14 protein-coding genes are annotated in these 18,993 nt (G+C 42.5%); 6 read left to right on the top strand and 8 right to left on the bottom strand.

Annotation, left to right across the window (positions count from 1 at the left end; translation table 11 throughout):
• Positions 1-496 precede the first annotated feature (496 nt).
• Complete coding sequence (locus CWC16_RS03340) at positions 497-1,024, bottom strand: sugar O-acetyltransferase (protein WP_138540500.1); 528 nt, start codon at positions 1,022-1,024, stop codon at positions 497-499.
• Between the two features lie 152 nt (positions 1,025-1,176).
• On the opposite strand from CWC16_RS03340, the gene CWC16_RS03335 reads away from it, so the two are divergent.
• The 4 genes from CWC16_RS03335 to CWC16_RS03320 all read left to right on the top strand — a co-directional run bounded on the left by CWC16_RS03335 (position 1,177) and on the right by CWC16_RS03320 (position 6,572).
• Positions 1,177-1,941 (top strand): DeoR/GlpR family DNA-binding transcription regulator, encoded by a 765-nt coding sequence (locus CWC16_RS03335; RefSeq protein WP_138540499.1) that lies wholly within the window; start codon positions 1,177-1,179, stop codon positions 1,939-1,941.
• A gap of 46 nt (positions 1,942-1,987) precedes the next feature.
• Positions 1,988-3,808, top strand: a complete 1,821-nt coding sequence (gene glmS / locus CWC16_RS03330; protein WP_138540498.1) for a glutamine--fructose-6-phosphate transaminase (isomerizing) — start codon at positions 1,988-1,990, stop codon at positions 3,806-3,808.
• Positions 3,809-3,920: 112 nt separating this feature from the next.
• Complete coding sequence (locus CWC16_RS03325; protein WP_138540497.1) at positions 3,921-5,111, top strand: alpha/beta hydrolase-fold protein; 1,191 nt, start codon at positions 3,921-3,923, stop codon at positions 5,109-5,111.
• A gap of 159 nt (positions 5,112-5,270) precedes the next feature.
• A complete protein-coding gene (locus CWC16_RS03320) occupies positions 5,271-6,572 on the top strand; it encodes a DEAD/DEAH box helicase (RefSeq protein ID WP_138540496.1) in 1,302 nt (433 codons plus the stop codon).
• A 232-nt stretch (positions 6,573-6,804) separates the two neighbouring features.
• On the opposite strand, the gene CWC16_RS03315 is transcribed toward CWC16_RS03320, so the two are convergent.
• From CWC16_RS03315 to CWC16_RS03305, 3 genes are all read right to left on the bottom strand, one after another.
• Positions 6,805-10,026, bottom strand: coding sequence for a S41 family peptidase (locus tag CWC16_RS03315; RefSeq protein WP_138540495.1), 3,222 nt, complete (start codon positions 10,024-10,026; stop codon positions 6,805-6,807).
• Positions 10,027-10,181: 155 nt separating this feature from the next.
• The gene (locus tag CWC16_RS03310) at positions 10,182-11,585 is read right to left on the bottom strand and encodes a 5-methyltetrahydrofolate--homocysteine methyltransferase (protein ID WP_138540494.1); all 1,404 of its coding nucleotides are present in this window, start codon (positions 11,583-11,585) and stop codon (positions 10,182-10,184) included.
• A gap of 32 nt (positions 11,586-11,617) precedes the next feature.
• Complete coding sequence (locus tag CWC16_RS03305; protein ID WP_138540493.1) at positions 11,618-14,029, bottom strand: TonB-dependent receptor; 2,412 nt, start codon at positions 14,027-14,029, stop codon at positions 11,618-11,620.
• A 141-nt stretch (positions 14,030-14,170) separates the two neighbouring features.
• On the opposite strand from CWC16_RS03305, the gene CWC16_RS03300 reads away from it, so the two are divergent.
• Both CWC16_RS03300 and CWC16_RS03295 read left to right on the top strand, forming a co-directional pair.
• Positions 14,171-14,587: a MerC domain-containing protein gene (locus CWC16_RS03300; protein ID WP_138540492.1), complete on the top strand. Its 417-nt coding sequence runs from the start codon at positions 14,171-14,173 to the stop codon at positions 14,585-14,587.
• Positions 14,588-14,731: 144 nt separating this feature from the next.
• The gene (locus CWC16_RS03295) at positions 14,732-15,568 is read left to right on the top strand and encodes an alpha/beta hydrolase (protein WP_138540491.1); all 837 of its coding nucleotides are present in this window, start codon (positions 14,732-14,734) and stop codon (positions 15,566-15,568) included.
• Between the two features lie 21 nt (positions 15,569-15,589).
• Here the strand turns inward: CWC16_RS03295 and CWC16_RS03290 are convergent, their stop codons facing one another.
• From CWC16_RS03290 to CWC16_RS03275, 4 genes are all read right to left on the bottom strand, one after another.
• Positions 15,590-16,492: a homocysteine S-methyltransferase family protein gene (locus tag CWC16_RS03290; RefSeq protein WP_138540490.1), complete on the bottom strand. Its 903-nt coding sequence runs from the start codon at positions 16,490-16,492 to the stop codon at positions 15,590-15,592.
• Between the two features lie 165 nt (positions 16,493-16,657).
• A complete protein-coding gene (locus CWC16_RS03285) occupies positions 16,658-16,903 on the bottom strand; it encodes a DUF3297 family protein (protein WP_004586033.1) in 246 nt (81 codons plus the stop codon).
• 83 nt (positions 16,904-16,986) lie between these two features.
• Positions 16,987-17,991 (bottom strand): YeiH family protein, encoded by a 1,005-nt coding sequence (locus tag CWC16_RS03280; RefSeq protein WP_138540489.1) that lies wholly within the window; start codon positions 17,989-17,991, stop codon positions 16,987-16,989.
• Positions 17,991-18,986, bottom strand: a complete 996-nt coding sequence (locus CWC16_RS03275; protein WP_138540488.1) for a TauD/TfdA family dioxygenase — start codon at positions 18,984-18,986, stop codon at positions 17,991-17,993. Before CWC16_RS03275 ends, CWC16_RS03280 begins: the two co-directional genes overlap by 1 nt.
• Positions 18,987-18,993 lie beyond the last annotated feature (7 nt).

The following is an 18,993-nucleotide window of genomic DNA, read 5'->3' as shown; positions in this document are numbered from 1 at the left end:
CCAGGCTCCAAATACAAGAAAGCCCGACTAGTAATAGTCGGGCTTTTTTACGTCTGTAAGAAAGTGAAAATAGTAGCTATCAGCCGTCAGCTATCAGCTGCACAGCGTCAACCAGTACTTTGTAGCGTGGGTTGAATATCACGAAACCCACGGGGAAAAGAACGCGACGACCACCTCAGTGCCCACTGAATCCCATTAAAAAAACATTAAGAGTACTTTGCTATGTGACTCTCCGCCGCTGTGGGCACTACGACATCGCCAGGCTCCAAATACGAGAAAGCCTTTACAGCAATGTGATGGGTTTTTACGTCTGAAGGAAAGTAATATTCAGCATTTTCTTCTCTAAAGCGTAGCGTCTCCTAAGCGGAGCGCCTCTTTGTGAATAGTATTTTGGCTATCTGAAAATAAGCACACGTAATACATACCCATCCAACACCTACCATCTAGGTCAGGCGAGCTAGTGACTCCCAACGCTAAAAAAGCATATTGATTAAAATTATAGCGTTCTTATTTCTCGGGCGGGATTACCCGCAACAACTGTATTTGCCTCTACATTTTTGGTAACGACAGAACCCGCGCCAACTACTGCGTTATCGCCAATGGTAACACCCGCTAAAACGATAACTCCCGCGCCAATCCACACGTTATTACCTATTGTAATAGGAGCAGCAAAGTTATCTTTATTCAGTCGCTGTGTAGGGTTAACAGCATGGGATACCGCTAACAACTGCACGTTAGGGCCAATTAAGCAGTCATCACCAATGCATATGGCTCCTTCATTTATTGGGGCATCTAATACCGTACAGTTAATGTTTATGAAGCTACGATCACCAATAGTTATTTGGTTACCATAATCACAATGAAAACCTGACTCTATAATTACCCCTTCCCCACATTGAGCAAATCGCTCTTTAATGCGTTTTAAATTGCCTTTACTCGGGCTTTTATTGAAGAGTCGGCATATTTCGCCTGTTTGTTTACGTAGGGCTAAAAGCTCTTTGTTTAAGCTATTAAATGACTGCATTGGAGGTTCTTTTTTAAGTTAGCGACGCTCTTACTATTTTACCTTTATTATAATTTGATGAAAGCTGCTTTATTTTTGCTCGTTCACTTGCCATTTAACTTGTTTCGTTTAAAATTGCAAAACTTTCGAAACGAAACTTAATATCTTACTTCATGACTAAACGAAACACACAGCAGCGCCGCCATAATATATTGGCTCAGATTAATGAGCTAGGTGAAGTGGCTGTGGAAAAGCTTGCTGAGCAGTTTCAAACATCTGAAGTAACCATTCGTAAAGATTTAACCGCGCTTGAAAAAAGTGGCCTGTTACTGCGCCGTTACGGCGGTGCTATTGCACTGCCAAAAGAAATTGTAAGTGACGAAATAGACTCTAAGCGTAAAGTGGCAATAGCTAAGGCTGCAGCTGCACTTATAAAAGATCATAACCGCATTATTATTGATAGCGGGCGTACTACCGCCGCCATGATCCCAGAGCTTGCAAATAAACGCGGGTTAGTTGTAATGACCAACGCGATTAAAGTGGCGAGCCGTTTGCTATCACTTGAAAACGAGCCAACACTTTTAATGACTGGCGGAACATGGGATCCGCATTCTGAGTCGTTTCAGGGGCAAGTTGCCGAAAACGTATTATGCTCTTATGACTTTGATCAGCTATTTATTGGTGCTGACGGCATAGATGTAAAGCGTGGTACTACTACCTTTAATGAGTTAGTCGGCTTAAGCCAAGTAATGGCTAAAGCAGCCCGCGAAGTAATTGTTATGGTTGAATCAGATAAGATTGGCCGAAAAATACCCAATTTAGAATTACCGTGGAAAATAGTAACCACATTAATAACCGACAATGGCTTAGCAGACGAAAAGCGCAAAGCGATTGAGGCGTGTGGTGTAAAACTAATTTGTGCAGAGATTATTGATTAGTAACTACAAAGTGAGTTACTAGAATTAAAAAATTAATGGAGACACTATGTGTGGAATAGTTGGGGCAGTTGCAGAACGTCCAGTAAATAAAATTTTAGTTGAAGGCCTTAAACGTCTTGAATACCGTGGCTACGACTCTGCCGGTGTAGCACTGCTAGAAGGCTCTACGCTAAATACTGTAAAAGCAGTAGGTAAAGTAGTAAACGTAGAAGCTGCACTTGAGAAAGCAGGCGTTAGCGGTCATACAGGTATTGCACACACACGCTGGGCAACACACGGTAGCGTTACAGAAGAAAATGCTCACCCGCATGTATCAAACAACCAGCTAGCACTTGTGCATAACGGTATTATTGAAAATCACGCAAGCCTGCGCGCATCGCTTAAAGAAGAAGGCTACGAGTTCTTATCTGAAACTGATACAGAAGTAATGGTGCACTTAATTCATAAGCTTCGTAAGCAGCACACAACGTTACTAGCATCAGTACAAGCTGCGGTTAAACAGTTTGAAGGCGCGTTTGGCACGGTTGTATTTGATAAAGCAAACGATAACGAAATTATTGTAGCGCGCTCAGGTAGCCCTCTTGTTATTGGTTTAGGCCTTGGCGAAAACTTTATTGCCTCTGATCAGTTAGCACTATTACCTGTTACTCGTAGCTTCATCTTTTTAGAAGAAGGCGATGTAGCGCGTATTACACGTGACACAGTAGAAATTTTTGATGCAGAAGGTAACGCAGTTGAGCGTGAAGTGATTGAATCAAACATTACACAAGATGCATCAGGCAAAGGCGATTACCGTCACTACATGCTAAAAGAAATTTACGAGCAGCCACTTGCAGTACGTAATACCCTTGAAGGACGCTTAAACGACGACCGCGTAGCAATTGACGCCTTTGGCGACAGCGCTCAGCAAATATTTAAAGACGTAAAACACGTACAAATTATTGCCTGTGGTACGTCATACCATTCAGGTATGGTTGCCCGTTACTGGCTTGAGCAATTTGCGGGTGTTAGCTGTAATGTTGAGATTGCCTCTGAGTTCCGTTACCGCCAATCGTATGTGCACGAAAACAGCCTACTTGTAACTATTTCACAATCGGGTGAAACAGCCGATACGCTAGCTGCATTACGCTTAGCTAAAGAGCAAGGTTACATGGCCTCAATGACCATTTGTAACGTACCGGGTTCATCGCTTGTGCGCGAATCAGACCTTGCCTTTATGACTAAAGCGGGCGCTGAAATTGGCGTTGCTTCTACTAAAGCATTTACTACACAATTAGTTGGTTTGTTAATGCTTACTGCGTCTATAGCACAGGAAAAGCAGCTTGATCAAAGTGCCATTGTAAATGCTATAAAAGTACTACCTGCTAAGCTTGAAGAAACATTATTGCTTGCTGATGGCATTGCAGACCTTGCAGAAGAATTTGCCGACAAGCATCACTCACTGTTTTTAGGCCGTGGTTCGCAATACCCAATTGCAATGGAAGGTGCGCTTAAACTTAAAGAGATTTCGTACATTCACGCAGAAGCCTACGCAGCGGGCGAGCTAAAACATGGGCCACTTGCACTTATTGATGCCGACATGCCAATTATTGTTGTAGCACCAAACAATGAGCTATTAGAAAAGCTTAAATCAAACGTAGAAGAAGTACGCGCACGTGGCGGCATTATTTACGTATTCGCAGATAAAGATTCACACTTTGAGTCAGACGACACAATGCGTGTAATCAACGTAAACCACACTGACGATATTATTGCGCCAATTGTTTACACACTGCCATTACAGTTACTTTCGTACTACGTAGCGGTAATTAAAGGCACTGACGTTGACCAACCACGTAACTTAGCTAAATCGGTTACGGTTGAGTAAAATCAAAAGGTTGGTAATTACCGGATAAAGATAAAAAGGCGCTTAATGCGCCTTTTTTTGTACCTTAAAGCCTGTTAGATTAAATAACATACTATTTTCTAAAGGATTAGTCATGCGTTTATTAACCGCTGTTTTTATATGTAGTTTATTTATATTTTATTCTAGTAGCATACTTGCAGAGCCTGATTTAAAACAGCAAACCATTAGTTATACGCAACAAACACATACTATTAAATCAGCCGTTTTAAACGAAGAACGCACAGTTGTAGTACAGCTTCCAAAGAGTTATCAAGCTAATCCAAACAAAGTTTATCCGGTCATTTATCGCCTTGATGGCGCGGGTAACATACCGCTTATAAGTGCAGTGATGGAGCGTTTACAAAATGATAATCGTGCGCCTGAGGTTATTATTGTCGCTATTGAAAATACCAATCGCTTAAGAGATTTATACCCCACAGTGAATAAAGAGCCACAAGGCCCGGTAGGTGAAGGCGGTGGTGCAGCAAAATTTTTAGCATTTATTGAGCAAGAGCTTATGCCCTTGATTAATAAAAGTTACCGTACGCACAATTATAATGTGATCGCAGGAGCGTCTGCGGCAGGCGTGTTTGCACTTTATACAATGCAAGCTAACCCTGAGCTTTTTCAAGCACACATTGCTTACAGCCCTGCCGTTTGGTGGAACTATGGCGCATCAGTAAAAGCGACTAAATCGTTTATCAATAAATCAAAAGATCTGAATAACTATGTTTATATAAATATTGGCGAAGAAGCAGGCTTAATGCGTGAGCGATATAACGATCTGCAGCAGGCTTTGCAATCTAATAACTTGCCCAATTTACGCTTTTTCAGTGACGCATTTGAAAATGTATCGCATAACTTAACATCGGCCGCAGGGGCTTTTAATGCCTACCATAATTTATTTTTACCTAAACAAATGCCCATGAGTGCTTTAAGCGATGATATAGAATCTATTGATGTTTATTATCAAACATTATCTCAGCAATGGGGGGAGCAAATAACACCCCCAGAGGGGGCGGTTAGGCAACTTGGTTACAATCTAGTAAATAGGCAGCAATATGAGCGTGCTGTGGCAGTATTTAAGCATAATGTTAAGCATCACCCACAATCTGTTGATGCACTATGGGGGTTAGGTTATGGCTATGAGGTACAAGGTAATATACAACAGGCACTTATTAAAATAGAAGCGGCTTTAAATGTTGTAGATACCGCATACCCCTATTTAGATGCCTTAAAAGAGACTAAAAGTAGATTACAAACACAGTTAAATAAAATGCAGTAATGTAAAAGGACAAAGCGTAGGTGTGGCCTGCGCTTACAGTTATCTTTACAACTCGCAGCGGTTACCTATAAAAACATTAAAATCACTAATCCCTACTTAATAAGCGCTAAATACGCTAAAATTACAGGCTACTTTTTTAGCAATAAGCCCGTAATAAATATGACCTCAGCCACAAGCCCTAGCACTTTTTCCGAACTTGGCCTTATTCCAGAGCTACAAGCTCGATTAACCGATTTGGAATACAGCCAACCTACGCCAATTCAAGCTAAGGCGATTCCAAGTGTACTTGCTGGTAGCGATTTAATTGCGGGGGCTAATACTGGCTCAGGTAAAACAGCAACGTTTGCGTTGCCTATGCTACAAACCCTATTTTTAGAGCAAGGCGCTAAAAAAACAGCGAGCAAAGGTAACTTTGTAACTGGGCTTATTTTGGTACCTACCCGTGAGCTTGCAACGCAGGTGGCCGATAGCGTTAAATCGTATTCGGCTAACTTTAATGGCGCAATTAAAACGGTGGCGGTATTTGGTGGTGTGTCGGTTAATACACAAATGCAGGCTCTACGTGGCGGCGCCGATATTATTGTTGCAACGCCTGGGCGTTTGCTCGATTTAATCTCAAGTAACGCGATTAAGCTCGATAATGTAACTACACTTGTGCTTGATGAAGCCGACCGGATGCTAAGCCTTGGTTTTACCGAAGAGCTTGCTGAGTTATTAGCGCTTATGCCCGCTAAAAAGCAAACTATGTTGTTTTCAGCAACCTTCCCAAAGCAAGTCACACAATTAACGCAAGAGTTGTTAACTAACCCAGTTGAAATACAAGTTCAAAGTAAAGACGAAAGCACCTTAGTACAGCGCGTATTTACGGTTAATAAAGGCGAAAAAACCACGGTTTTAGCGCATTTAATTAAGCAACACAAATGGCGCCAAGCACTTATTTTTGTAAACGCTAAAAAAGACTGTGAGCACTTAGCAGGTAAGCTTGAAAAGCGTGGTATTAACGCACAGGTATTTCATGGTGATAAAGGCCAAAGTGAGCGTACTCGCGTAATAGAAAAATTTAAAGCCGGCGAAATAGAAGTACTTATTGCCACCGATATAGCAGCCCGTGGTTTAGATATTGCCAAACTGCCCGTTGTTATTAACTTTAACTTACCGCGTAGCCCCGCTGATTATATGCACCGTATTGGCCGAAGCGGCCGTGCCGGTGAAGTAGGTTTAGCGTTATCGTTAATTGATTATGAAGACTTTCATCACTTTAAAATAATCGAGAAAAAAAACAAACTTCGTTTAGAGCGTGAAGAAGTAACGGGTTTTGCTGTAAACCAAGCAAACCTTGATGCGGCCCTTGCACTTAAAAACGATAAGCCAATGGCAAAGCCAGAAGGCACAGGCAAGAAAAAGAAGAAAAAAGCCGATGTTGAAGATGTGTGGAGTGGCTGGAAAAAGCCTCAGCGTTAATAATACTAATCGACTTAAATATTTAATCATTCTAGCTTGCTAAATAGAGCGCTAACAGCGTTATAAATTTCTCATGTAGAACAACTATATGTCGATATTTATGTCTTGTTATCACTCTATTTATATGACGCTATAAATGACTAATAACCTAACACGACTGGTATAACCGTTTTAAATAAAAACCCTGCAAATTTGCAGGGTTTTTTATTAGCTAATATTGCTATACAGAAAATTAAAATTTAGACGGTGCTGGTGGCACCACTAAAGGTTGCTTAGAGTTTGCTTTAAGCTCCTTCAATAACTCTTGTACAGCGCGTTCTATTGATGGATCTTGGCCTTTATAAATAAGCTCTGGGCGGTCAACCACTTTAATATCAGGTGCAACGCCTTCGTTTTCTATAATCCAGTTACCTTGGGTATCTAAAATACGGAAAGTAGCCGCAATGACTTGCCCGCCATCTACAAGGCTAGGGTTACCAGAAATGCCAATTAAGCCACCCCATGTACGCGTACCAATTAGCTTACCTAAACCCGCTTGGCGGAAGTAGTAAGGAATTGCATCACCGCCTGAACTTGAATAGCCATTTATTAGCATTGCTTTAGGACCGTCGTGTGCAAACTGTGGCGTTTTAGTCGGCTCGGTGCCTCGGCGTTTCCAATAATTAAGTGGTTTACGTGCAAGCCAGGTGATCATGTGCTCAGGAATAAAGCCACCACCGTTGTATCGGTCATCAATAATCATAGCGTCTTTAGTGGTTTGCGGCATGTAGTTTTTAAACATGGCGCGGTTACCTTCATACGCGGTATTTGGTAGATGTACGTAGCCAATGCGCCCATTTGATAACTTATTAACGTAGGCTGCACGCGAGTTAACCCACTCTAAATAACGTAAACCTTGCTCACTGGCTACTGGTTTTACAGTTACTTGCCATGCGCCTTTGCTACGCGGCTTGCTGTTTAGCACCAGCTCTACTTGCTCGCCTTGGGTGTTTTCAAGGAGTTCGTAAAAGTTAGCAACGTCTTTAACCGAGCGGCCGTTTACCGCAATTATGTAATCGCCGTTATGTGCTTTTACGCCTGTAGTCCCCAGTGGTGAGCGGAAATCGTCATGCCAGTTTTCACCTTTGAAAATTTGCTCTATTTTTACATAACCCGATGGATCGCTTGCAAGCTTAGCGCCTAATAAGCCGTGTTTTTTACGTTCGGCTTTTGGCATATCGCCCGATTGCACGTAAATATGGCCTGAGTTAATTTCGCCAGCAATTTCACTCAGTACATAATCAAGGTCGCTACGGTGGCTAATAGCATCAGCCATAGGTTGGTATTTAGCTAAAATAGCATCCCAATCTTGACCGTGGTGGTTTTCGTCGTAGAACCAGTCGCGCAGGGTGCGCCAGCCTTCTACGTACATTTGTTGCCACTCAGCTTGCGGGTCAATTTTAAGCGTCATTTTGCTTAAATCGAGCTTATTGGCGTCTAGGTCTTGCTTTGGTTTAGGCTCAATTAAGCTGTAGCCGCCACTTGTATGTACAAGCAGGTGCTCGCTGTTGCTCGATGTAGTGTAATTGCTAACACCTTTAGCGACTGTTTCTAGCTCGCTATCGTGCTCGGTGCCTATAAGTTGTAAACCACCATTGGCAAGTGTAAGCACGCCGCCTTTTACTGCGGTTAAGCCACGGTAATTGCCCGCGGGTGCATTAAGTGCGGTAACACGCTGCATAAAGTCGCTGCTTTGCAGTGCGTTTTTAACTTTTTTGTCGTCTTCTTTTTCGTCGTCATTGTCTTTTACAATTGTGGTTTCGTCACTTTGTAAGGCAATAAGTGGTTTAACGCTGTTGTTTACAGCGGCCGCATAAATGCGGGTGGCGCGGTTAAACATGTAGTCAAACTCGTAGCTGCTAAACGCAAGGTTAAAGTCGCGCTCAGAGCTAAAGTAAAGGTATTGGCCGTCTGGCGAAAAGGTTGGGTTTTGCTCATTACTCATTTCGTCTGTTAGGCGCGTTACCTTTTTCTTTTTAAGGTTGTAGTGCCATAGCGATGCATAACGGTTTTCGTTATTTTTAACATACACAATATCTTGGCTGTTAGGCGACCACGTATATTGAGTAATGCCGTCTTCGTCGTAAATGCCGGTATCAATTTTGTGTTGCTTGCCTGATTTTGCATCTAACCACCACAGTGTGTGGTTTTTATCTGCAAACAACAGCTTAGTGCTATCGGGTGACCAAATAGGCGTAAAGCGCCAAATAGTGCCATTACTAGTAAGTTGTTTAATGGCATTATTTTTACTGCGATCTTTTAAGTAAATTTCGTACTCGCCAGTCTCATCACTCATGTAAGCAATGTAACGCCCATTTGGCGACCAGCTTGCGTCTATTTCGCGGCTCTTATCTGTGTACGATAAGTTACGCGTAGGGCCTTGTTTAACAGGTACGCTAAATAGCTCGCCACGGGCTGTAAATACAGCACGTTTGCCATCGTGAGAAATCGACATAGAATCAATAAAGTCGCTTACATTTTTGCTGTAAGGCATGGCGTATTGGCGTACGCCTGCAATGTTAATGCTCAGCTTAGTGCTTTTTTGTGTTTTTGCGTCAAAGCGATACAAGTAACCGCCGTTTTCATACACAACCGCATTAGGGCCCGCTGATGGCCAAAGCACGTCAAAGTTTTCATAGTTTGTAAGCTTTTTAGGCTCACTGCCTTTGCGGTATTGGTAAAGGTTTAATGTGTAATCACGATCAGATACAAAATAAATATTATCGCCAACCCAGGTAGGTTGCTGGTCGGTAGCACGGTTAGTGGTAAGTTGCTCTGAGGTGTTATTTTCTAAATCGTAAACCCATACATCTTGCGCACGCCCGCCACGGGTACGTTTCCAGGTGCGAAACTCACGGTCAATGGGTGTATAAACATACTTGCTACCATCAGGGGAGAGCATACCGCCGCCGGTTTCTGGAATAGCTAAAGGCTGCTCAAGCCCGCCGTCGGCTGGTACCATATAAGGGCGGCCCATACGCTTGCCCCACGGGGTGCGGTTAGCTCTAAACACTACATTTTTGCCATCGGCTGTCCAATCTAAAACGCGGTAATCAAAACCACCACGCGGTGGCATTGGACCAACATCGTTATAGTAGGTAAGTTGCTTTAGGCCTGAGCCATCGCTGTTAATTACATAAATTTGGCGGCTGCCGTTATATTCGGCTGAAAACGCAATGCGTTTACCATCAGGAGAAAATTTAGGAAATGTTTCAAAGCCAATGTGGTCGGTTAAACGTTTGCTTTGCCCTGTTTGTGTATCAGCAATATAAATATCGCCACTGTAAACAAAGGTCACGTTTTGGTTATGAATATCTGGAAAGCGTAGTAAGCGAGTGTCTTTAGTTTCATAGGCCGATACACTCGGTGCAATAACCGCAGCCAAGGCAAGAGCCAATGTTGTTAGTTTTTTCATGGGATTACATCCTATATTAAAAGCGGTTACATCATAACAATCAGGTTATAAATAGCGATGCACTTGCGATAAAAGGTCTGTTACAAAATGTGAATAAAAAAAGGTTGGCATTAAAACGCCAACCTTCAAGGGAGTACTCTTTTTAAAGAGTGAAATTAGTGGTCGTGATCGTCTTCTTCTTCCTCTTGCGCAATACCAAGCCAAGTAATTGCACTAGGAGCAAAAGTAAGCTCAACCTCACTTTCAATTTCTAAATCTTCAAGGTGTACTTGCACTACGTGCTGAGCAATAGGGTCGGCTACATAAGCAAATTGACCATTTTGCGCCACTGTCATGCTAAAGCTCATACCCTCTGGCATGGTTGATACATCTTGTTCGGTAATATCAACTTGGCCTGCAAGTTCCCAGTGCATTTCGCCATCATGGTCATGCCCCGTAAGTACATTTAAAAAGCCTAAGCTGTCGAGCACTAAAAAGTGTTCACCACTGGCTGAGAAAGAATAAGATACAGCACTTGCGCCATCGGCTAGTTGCCATTCTACTTCTTCCATTTCGGCATTTTCAGGATGAATACTCAGTAATACTGAGCCACTGCCATCGTGTCCTGCGGCAATACCAAAAATAGTGTCGCTATTTTCGTGGCCATATAAAGTACCAATGCGTTCAGTGCCTACCGCTTCTATATTTGCTACTTTTTCAGCTTCGTATACATCATCTTGTTGATGGGCTATTAGCACACCATCACCACAACCAAATACAACATAGTCATGGTTTTGTGCAGCACCGTGTAAATCAGGGCACGTAAGCTCTAAGGTTTGTTCAAGCTCGTATTCACCATCATGAAAATGATAAACACCTACTTGATCTGGCAGTACCTTAGCAACCGATGTGTTTTCTGTATCGTCGCGACGAATAGTTGATAGCAAATGCTCGCCTCGAGGCTCAGCTACACCGTGCATATTTATATCGTAGCTAATACCAGGGAGTGTTGGCGTTGCGTTAGTGATATCGCTATCAGTTAATACTTCAACCGATGCAGGCGCACCTGACTCTGCATCGCCATCGTAAAATATGGCTAATTGACCGTCGTGGGTCATTAAGTGTGTAGGGCGGCTACCACTTGTTAGCTCGTAGCTGCTAAACGCAGGGCCTTGCTCGTAATCATGTAAGTGCTCACCGTGGTCTTCGCGCCACATACCACCGTCTATAAACCCTAGGTAATCTTGAGTTCGGTTTGTAATTACAGCGTAACGAAAGTCAGGCGAAGCCGACAACGTATTTGACTCATCGTTTAATACAAATGTATCAAGCAGGGCGTTATCGTCTAAATCAAAAAAGCTCGCTTCGTTGCTATCCCCAGCCAGTACCGCAAGTCTGCCAAGTGAGCTTATGGTAAAGCCGTCGTCATGGTCGTGATCGTCATCATCGTCGTGATCGTGCTCATCTTCTACCACAATAGGATCTTGTTCCACAATGTTGGTTTCTGCATCGCCACAAGCTGTGATAAATGTAGTACTAATTGCTAATGCAATAAGCTTTAATTGATATAGTTTTTTCATGTTTATTTCCTTTAATTATAATTTTTTAATGCTTAAAAATAACCGCGAATACCTAGCGCAAAACTACGTCCTGGGCGTGGCGCTATATTCTTCACAAACGAGCTGTGCACGCGTGCTTCTGTGTCTGTTAAGTTGGTACCTTGTAGGTACACAGACATATCTTGGTTTAATATTGAAAGATCGTAAGAAATGCTCGCATCAACTAATGTGTAACCGTCTGTGGCTGTTTCTTGTGGGGCAGTACGGTCTTGCTTTTGATAGCGAGTAACGTGAATATTCGCACTAAGTTTATCTGTTTGATAGCTTAGCTCGCTGCCAAAACGAAGCGGTGGTGTACGTGGTAAATCGCCGCCATTTTTAAGGCGTGCACGCACGTAATCTGAGAATAAATCTACTTTAAACTCATCGGTTAATTGCCATGCAATTTGCGCTTCAAACCCGTGTAAAATTACATCGTCTGTTTTAAATAAATAAACCGGTAGTTCTGCTGAATGGTCGTGTTCGTCAATGCCTTCTTCTTCATCGCCATGGTCGTGTCCACTTTCGGCGAATAAACCGGTATCTATTTGGTAATAGTAGTTATCTACTTGGTTATAAAAGGCATTTAAAATAAAGCCAACATCACCTTGAGTTTTACGCAGGGTTAAATCGATATTATTAGCTGTTTCCAGATCTATTGCTTGATCAGATAAACCCAAATGGCCGTCTTCATCTAAATCAAATAGTGCGCCTACTTCGTAATTGCCAGTACCAATATGTGGCCCAAACGATAACAACTCAGAGGCAGAAGGCGCACGTTCAGAGCGCGATACCGACAGCCCTAAATTATAGTTAGGTGTAAAATCCCACACTACGCCTGCCGATAAACTGACTGGCGTAAATTCATGCTCTACGTCAAATACGCGAGTGGTTTCTGCACTTTCTTCATGGTCGTGGTCATGCTCGTCGGCTTCTTCTGCTTCATCGTGTGCATGAGCGTCAATATTTGGCAGTAACACGTCGCTTGCTTCAATGGTTACACGCTCAATACGCCCACCGACTTGGACTAAAAAATCACCAAAGTGCCTTTCTTCCATTAATGCTACAGCAAAGCTTTCGGTTTCTGATGGAGGCGTAAAGGCCTCTTCACCTTGTGCTTCAACATCGCTTTGTTTGTAATGAAAGCTAATGCCGCCATTCCACTCATTAAATTGGTTATGCAGTAGGTCTATACGTAATTCATTTGTTTCGTTTTTAAATGTGGTGCCTACAATGCCACCTTCAATTTCAGCGTGTTCGTAGTCGGTGTGTCCGGCTCGCAGGTTTACTTTGTTTAGCCATTTATTATCTAGGTTGTACTCACCTAATAATTGCACCTTAGTTTGGTCTAAATCAGCAAATACGCTCTCTTCTTCGTCGCTATGCTCTTCCTCTTCTTCCTCGCCGTGTGTATGGCCTGGAATGCCGTATTGACGGTTAAATTGCTCTAGCGCTAAACCAATAAAGCCGTTATCCATTAAATAGCTAGCGCCAACAGTAAAACCGTCAGACTCTTCATTACTGTTTTCAACTTCGTAATCGCCACTATGCTCTTCACCGTCACTATCTATATCGGCAGCTACAGGCACTTCGTAGTCGTCGGATTCACGCCAAAATGCATCGGCGTAAAAAGCCACCGAGTCTGTGCCTGTGGTGGCATTAAACGAGGCTACTTTTTGGTTATCAACCGAGTTTTGCTCTAGGTTCCACTCGCCGCGCGTTGTGCTGTCGGTGGGTACGCGGCTATCTACCACATTAACTACACCGCCAATCGCGCCACTGCCATAAAACAATGTTGCTGGGCCGCGTAATACTTCAATTTGTTGTGCGGTAGATGCCTCCGATGCAACAGAGTGATCGGGGCCAACGCGCGACACATCACTTACATCAAGACCATTTTGAGTAATAAGTACACGCGGGCCGCTTAAACCACGAATAATAGGCGTACTGGCTACTTTACCGTGAAAATTTGTATTTACGCCTGGGAGTTTTTCAAGGCTATCGCCAAGTGTTGCAGCTTGTTGGCGCCTTAATTGTTCGCCAGATAAAACACTAACAGGTGAGGCAGATTCCATTGCCGACATATGAATAGGGGTTGCTTCAATATCAATAACTTCAATAGGCGAGCGCGTTAAATTAAACGTAACCGATTGGTTTTCATTATTAATTATTGTTATATCGCGATGAAGATGCGCATAACCTGAGGCCACAATATGAAGCTCTTTTAAGCCATTTTTTAGCTCGGTTAGTACAAATTTACCGTTTTCGTCGGTGGTTACTTTAAGGTCTGAGCCTTCAACTTCTACGGTTGCATTGGTAACTATTTCACCTTGATTGTTTAAAACAACGCCTTCAATTGTGGATGCCAGCACACTTGCTGGTAATAAAGCTGCGATGAGAACAGCTAATTGAGATCTACGTTTCATTTGACTACCTTGTTAGATGTTATATTATATCAATTATGCGAGAAATGTTATAATGTATCAATAGTAATTAACTGTTGTTACTAAAATGTCTCCTTAAAGGTAACGCTTTTAAGTAGAGGCACTAATTTAGTAGAGGAAATAATGAAGTCGAGTCAAAGTGTTATGGATCGTATGGCGATTGGGTTATCGTTAATGTGTACAGTACATTGTTTTGCAACCCCGGTTATTTTAGCGCTATTGCCAAGCTTTGCTGTACTGCAAATAGATAGTGAACAATTTCATTTATGGATTCTTGCGGCGGTATTGCCCACCAGTTTATTAGCATTGAGCTTAGGCTGTAAAAAGCACAAGCGTAAACGTTATATGGCTTGTGGCGTTATTGGGCTGTCTTTTATGATATGTGCGGTATTGCTAGGGCATGAAATAGCCGAAAAAGCGCTAACCTTAATAGGCTCAGCGTTTATTGCTGTGGCTCATTGGTTTAATTACCAACAATGCCTTAAACAAAATGATGATAATTGCCCGTGTTCAGGCGATGAGTCTGATCAGGTAGCGTAGCGGTGTTAGTGCTACAAACAACTAACGTGTAGCACTGCCTTTCAAAGCTCGGAGTTTAAATTTTTTAATAGCTTAAAGTAATAAGTGGGTTAAAGTAGTCATCCAATATTGGTTTATTATGCTTGGCTTAGGTTAATTAATTTAATGAATACTGCTTTAAAATCCCTGATGTTACTTTGCGCTTTAATGTGTTTTAAATTAAGCGCAAATACCCCGTACCAAATCCCTAGAAGCAGCGTTATAGAACTCACTGAGCCTGCGACCAACCGGGTATACCCTGTTTTTATTCAGCTTCCTAAGTCATATAAAAAGTACTCTGAAAAAATATATCCGGTTATTTATTTAACCGATGCACCGTATACGTTTCCTATTGTGGCAGGCGCCACACGGTTTCCTATGAATAGTGGCAAAATGCAGCAGGCTATTATTGTGGCCATTAGTTACGAAAAGGGCTCAAAAGGCGCCAACAGCCGAATTAGAGACTACACCCCAAGTAAGGCTAAAAGCTGGAAAAAACAAACCGGTAATGCTCACAACCATGCGCTATTTTTAAAAAATACTGTACTGCCGTTTATACAAAAAAATTACAGAGCAAGTAACACACATAAAACCTATATAGGTAACTCTTTAGGTGGCTTATTTGGTGCCACTATTTTATTTACGATGCCCGATTTATTTAACAATTATATAATTGGCAGCCCATCAGTTTGGTTTAATAACAATGCAATTTTAGCGCTTCAAGCAAATAAACCTAAAGTGCCTACTAAGGTTTATATATCGGTGGGGGCAAAGGAAACCCCAAGTTTTGGTGAAGGGCAAAATATGGTGGAAGGGGCAAAGCAATTAACGCAAAAAATTAATGCACTTAGCAGTGATAATATTGAACTAAAAAGCGTTGTTATTGAAGGGGCGAGCCATGCAACCGCATTTCCTACTACAGCGATACAAGGGCTTGATTGGGTAATAACAAATAAGCCCTAATATTTAAAAAGTCCTAAAAGCTTAAGTGCTTTCGAGTTGTTGTTTCCAATTTGCTAGTACTTCAATAAATTCTGGGCCTATGCCACAGCAGCCACCAATAATGCTTGCGCCTTGGCTGTACCACGTTTTTGCAAAATCTAGGTATTCTGCAGGTGAAATATCGCGGTACGCTTGTGAGCCTTCGTTGGCTTTGTAATCATGTGCAATGGGTGTAAAGCCATTAGCAAATGCGCCTAAAATAACGCTTTTATTTTGCTTGGCTAATACCGCGTTAGTATCGCTAAAAGCTTGCTCTATAACCTCAGGAATTGAGCAATTAAAGAAAATACCCGCAACATTTTGTTCAAGCAAAGCTGCCACAGCGTCACTTACCAGCTCACCAGAGCGAAGTTTTGCTTGCTCGCTTTCCACATCATTTAAAGTAAATGCGTAATAACATGGCTTATTTGAGCCTTTAAGTACGCTTGCCATAACGTGTGCTTCTTCAATGCTTGATATGGTTTCGCCAATCCATAAATCTACGTGTTCGTCTTGCGCCTTGTATAGCGTATCTAAAATAGTAAATGCGCGCTTACTTTCAAATAGTTCAGGGCGGTAAGAGCCAAAAACGGGAGGTAATGAACCCGCTACTAATACATTTTGTTTAGCGTTTTGAGCAACTTCTTTTGCGATGACCGCCGCTTGCTGTGCAAGAGCTGCACCTTGAGCTTGGTATAGCGCTTCACCTAAATGAAAGGGTACGCAAGCGTAGCTATTAACAGTAATAATTTCAGCGCCTGCGTCTATAAAACCTTGGTGAGCCTGCGTTACAAAATGTGGGGCTTCTATTAGTGCTTGTGCACTCCACAGTGGCTGTGTAAAAGGCGCGCCAATGCGCTTAAGTTCGCGTCCCATACCGCCATCTAAAATAGTGAGTTTATTCATAACAAGCCTTTGTGTATTTTACAATATGGCGCTATTCAACCATGTTTTTTATAAAATCATAATGAAACTTCATCACTTTTTACATGAAAAAAGCTCATTGCTTTTCAATAGGTATAAAAAAAGCGACATCTCGTAGGAGAGTCGCTTATTTAAGTAAGGTTTAGCTTACTTATAAAATACTTCAACCGTACCTTTTACTTTCATAAGTAAAGGTTGGCCGCGACGGTCTAGCGCTTTAGGTGCGGCAATTTTAATCCAACCTTCGCTAATGCAGTACTCTTCTACGTCAAAGCGTTCTTTGCCATTTAAGCTTACGCCAATTTCATGTTCAAATACTTCTTCTACGTAATGCTTGCTACGTGGGTTGATAGAAAGCTGATCAGGTAATGCTGGTTTTGTTGAATCGGTCATGGTTTTAATCTTTATTAAAAAGTGATGCGCTATTGTAGGCAATCCACTCAATACGCTCAAGGTTTAATGCTTAGCTACTCAACTTAGCTACACAATACAAAGCCAAGTATTAACAGTGCTATCCAAATGGTTTCGGCAACAATCATTATTATTGGCTTTAAACCTACCTCGGTGAGTTTGCCTAGGTTTGTTTTCATACCAATGGCAGCGATGGCGGCAATTAAAAAGAATCGAGAAAGCTCGTTAGCAGTTTCGAGTATAATTGCTGGCAGGTTAAAGGTGCTGTTTATAATCATTAAAATTACAAAGCCAATTAAAAACCCCGGTACTTTTGGCAGCTCGCCATGGTTACCTTTATTTGAGTGGTTAATCACAACCATCATAATAAGTACTACAGGCAACAGCATGGCCACGCGTACTAGCTTGGTCAGTGTTGCTATATCGCCTGCCTCGGGCGATACCGAATAACCCGCACCGACTACTTGGGCTACATCGTGTATGGTGCCACCTAAAAATACGCCGGCGTTGTGGGCGTCAAATTCAAGGTAGTTAACCACAATCGGGTATAAAATCATCGCTATGGTCGACATAGCCGTTACGCCAATTACAGTCAGTAAGGTATCGCGCTCTTTATGCTCGCTGTTGGGCATAATAGATGAAATAGCCAGTGCTGCCGATGCACCACAAATAGCGACTGACCCTCCGGTGAGCGCGCCAAAACGCTTTTGCAAACCAAATACCCGGGCAAGTACAACCCCTAAAATAATGGTGGTAAATATAGCGCCAGCTAGCATTAATGCGGTTTGCCAACCCAGTGTAATTAAATCACCTAACGCAATACGAGTGCCCAGTAACACAATACCTACGCGTAAAACCGTGGTGCCGGTAAAGTCTATGCCTTTAGCGCATGGGCTGTCGCTTTGATATAAAAACGACACCGCCATGCCTAATAATAAGGCAAATAGCATAGCGGGTGCGCCATAGTGTTCACTTAAAAATAAAGCGGCAAGGCCAGTCATTGCTGCAATACTAGCGCCTTGCCATAATGGGGAAATTTTTACCTTTAGCGCATTGGTTAAGCTTTGCATTAGGCGTTAGCTGCAGTCAGAGCTACAAGTACTTGGCGTTTGCGCTCGCCAGTAAATGGGCGACGGCCATGCATAGCCATTTCGTTATCAACTAAGGCTACATCGCCATCTTGCCATGCTAAATCAAAGGTATAGTCTTTTGATAGCTCAACAATTTTTTCAAGCCCTTGTTTAGGAATGGCGCTGCCATCGCCAAAGGTAATAGCAACCGATGGATTTTCGCGTACGCCTTTCCAGCCCATGTAAGCGGCTATAAGTTGGTTATAAAAAACCTGTACGCCGTTTTCAAGGGTAAGTACAGCGGGTAAAACAGGGGTAATTGCTTTTAAAGAGCCATCTTCTAGCCATTCCCACTCGTAACCTAGCTCGGTAAGTTTGCTATGCGCTTCGTCTTTGGTTTCAACGCTTAGGGTGCTTTTCCAGCTGCGCCCTTGACCCGATGTTGCATCGTCGGCTGCGGGCATATAAGTGGTGTACTTTAAGCCTTTTTGCTCAAAATCATCGGCTAATTGGCTATCATATTGCTTTAATGCGCTAAATAATTTATCTGAGCGACAAAGCGGTGTCGCGCCGCCTTCTTCAGCTGCCGATTTACAAAAAAAGAACAGCTTACTTGGCGAAATAGGTGTTTGTGCCATTTCGTGATGAAGGTAAATTTCTACATCTTTGGGGGCTTCGTTAGCGGTAAATACACGCTCAGTAAAGTTAATACGTACCGCATTAGAGAGCGACTCTTGGTAGGTAAAGTTGTCGTAATCAAACCCCGCTGAAAACGTATCAAAGGTTTCGGCGCTATCAACAGGAAAGCCTCTAAACAATACAGCACCTGAGCTGCGTAGTTTTTTAGCCAACTCGCTTTTGTGAGCGCGAATAAAAGCTACCGCTTCTTCAACGGTGCTGGCGTTATTGTTATTAACCACGATGCACGGAAAAACCGAGTCATCAAACGTTAATTGAGTAGGCACTTGGGCATAGTTAAGTTCGGTAGCTGACATGTTATTA

The sequence above is a fragment of the Pseudoalteromonas sp. S3776 genome, assembly GCF_005886915.1.
GTDB lineage: Bacteria > Pseudomonadota > Gammaproteobacteria > Enterobacterales > Alteromonadaceae > Pseudoalteromonas.
This window is presented reverse-complemented; position numbering and strand designations above follow the sequence as displayed.

Excerpts from the sequence above, each read along its gene's own strand:
- CWC16_RS03340 (WP_138540500.1), bottom strand. The coding sequence starts at position 1,024 with ATGCAGTCATTTAATAGCTTAAACAAAGAGCTTTTAGCCCTACGTAAA.
- CWC16_RS03335 (WP_138540499.1), top strand. The coding sequence starts at position 1,177 with ATGACTAAACGAAACACACAGCAGCGCCGCCATAATATATTGGCTCAG.
- glmS (WP_138540498.1), top strand. The coding sequence starts at position 1,988 with ATGTGTGGAATAGTTGGGGCAGTTGCAGAACGTCCAGTAAATAAAATT.
- CWC16_RS03325 (WP_138540497.1), top strand. The coding sequence starts at position 3,921 with ATGCGTTTATTAACCGCTGTTTTTATATGTAGTTTATTTATATTTTAT.
- CWC16_RS03320 (WP_138540496.1), top strand. The coding sequence starts at position 5,271 with ATGACCTCAGCCACAAGCCCTAGCACTTTTTCCGAACTTGGCCTTATT.
- CWC16_RS03315 (WP_138540495.1), bottom strand. The coding sequence starts at position 10,026 with ATGAAAAAACTAACAACATTGGCTCTTGCCTTGGCTGCGGTTATTGCA.
- CWC16_RS03310 (WP_138540494.1), bottom strand. The coding sequence starts at position 11,585 with ATGAAAAAACTATATCAATTAAAGCTTATTGCATTAGCAATTAGTACT.
- CWC16_RS03305 (WP_138540493.1), bottom strand. The coding sequence starts at position 14,029 with ATGAAACGTAGATCTCAATTAGCTGTTCTCATCGCAGCTTTATTACCA.
- CWC16_RS03300 (WP_138540492.1), top strand. The coding sequence starts at position 14,171 with ATGAAGTCGAGTCAAAGTGTTATGGATCGTATGGCGATTGGGTTATCG.
- CWC16_RS03295 (WP_138540491.1), top strand. The coding sequence starts at position 14,732 with ATGAATACTGCTTTAAAATCCCTGATGTTACTTTGCGCTTTAATGTGT.
- CWC16_RS03290 (WP_138540490.1), bottom strand. The coding sequence starts at position 16,492 with ATGAATAAACTCACTATTTTAGATGGCGGTATGGGACGCGAACTTAAG.
- CWC16_RS03285 (WP_004586033.1), bottom strand. The coding sequence starts at position 16,903 with ATGACCGATTCAACAAAACCAGCATTACCTGATCAGCTTTCTATCAAC.
- CWC16_RS03280 (WP_138540489.1), bottom strand. The coding sequence starts at position 17,991 with ATGCAAAGCTTAACCAATGCGCTAAAGGTAAAAATTTCCCCATTATGG.
- CWC16_RS03275 (WP_138540488.1), bottom strand. The coding sequence starts at position 18,986 with ATGTCAGCTACCGAACTTAACTATGCCCAAGTGCCTACTCAATTAACG.